This is a genomic window from Klebsiella sp. JB_Kp042 (genome assembly GCF_040065275.1).
Classification (GTDB): domain Bacteria; phylum Pseudomonadota; class Gammaproteobacteria; order Enterobacterales; family Enterobacteriaceae; genus Klebsiella; species Klebsiella quasipneumoniae.
Genome location: NZ_JBEAJL010000001.1, coordinates 1 through 901 on the forward strand (window position 1 = coordinate 1; position 901 = coordinate 901).

Annotated in this window: 1 protein-coding gene; it reads left to right on the forward strand. The window is 58.6% G+C overall.

The window, feature by feature from the left end; all coding sequences use genetic code 11:
* Nucleotides 1-864, forward strand: an 864-nt coding sequence (locus ABLV54_RS00005) for an IS66 family transposase (RefSeq protein ID WP_265789994.1), incomplete at its 5' end; no start/stop codon positions are given.
* Between the last annotated feature and the right edge of the window lie 37 nt (nucleotides 865-901).

The window sequence follows — 901 nt, forward strand, 5'->3', positions numbered from 1 at the left end:
CTGCTGTCCCCGCTGGAGGAGGCGCTTCAGGACTATGTCCTGACTGACGGTAAACTCCATGCCGATGATACCCCGGTCCAGGTGCTGTTGCCGGGCAATAAGAAGACGAAGACCGGGCGGTTGTGGACGTATGTTCGTGATGACCGCAACGCCGGGTCAGCGCTGGCACCGGCGGTGTGGTTCGCCTACAGCCCCGACAGAAAAGGCATCCATCCGCAGACCCATCTTGCGGGGTTCAGCGGTGTGCTACAGGCGGATGCGTACGCCGGGTTCAACGAGCTGTACCGCGATGGCCGGATAACGGAAGCCGCCTGCTGGGCTCACGCCCGCCGTAAAATCCACGATGTGCACGTTCGCACGCCGTCAGCCCTGACGGAGGAAGCCCTGAAGTGTATCGGCGAACTGTATGCCGTGGAGGCGGAAATAAGAGGAATGCTGGCGGAACAACGGCTTGCTGAACGTCAGCGGAAAACGAAACCGCTGCTTAGTACCCTGGAAAGCTGGTTGCGTGAAAAAATGAAAACGCTGTCGCGACACTCGGAGCTGGCAAAGGCGTTCACGTACACCCTGAACCAGTGGCCGGCCCTGACGTACTATGCAGAAAACGGCTGGGCCGAAGCCGATAATAACATCGCTGAAAATGCGCTGCGGATGGTCAGTCTGGGTCGTAAAAACTGGTTGTTCTTCGGCTCAGACCACGGTGGTGAGCGGGGAGCGTTGCTGTACAGTCTGATCGGGACGTGCAAACTGAACGGCGTGGATCCAGAAAGCTACCTTCGCCATGTCCTTGACGTCATAGCTGACTGGCCGGTCAACCGGGTCAGCGAGCTGCTACCCTGGCGCATCACACTGCCAACTGAATAACACATCCCCGTCAATACGGTTCTCGCTGTACGCTTAC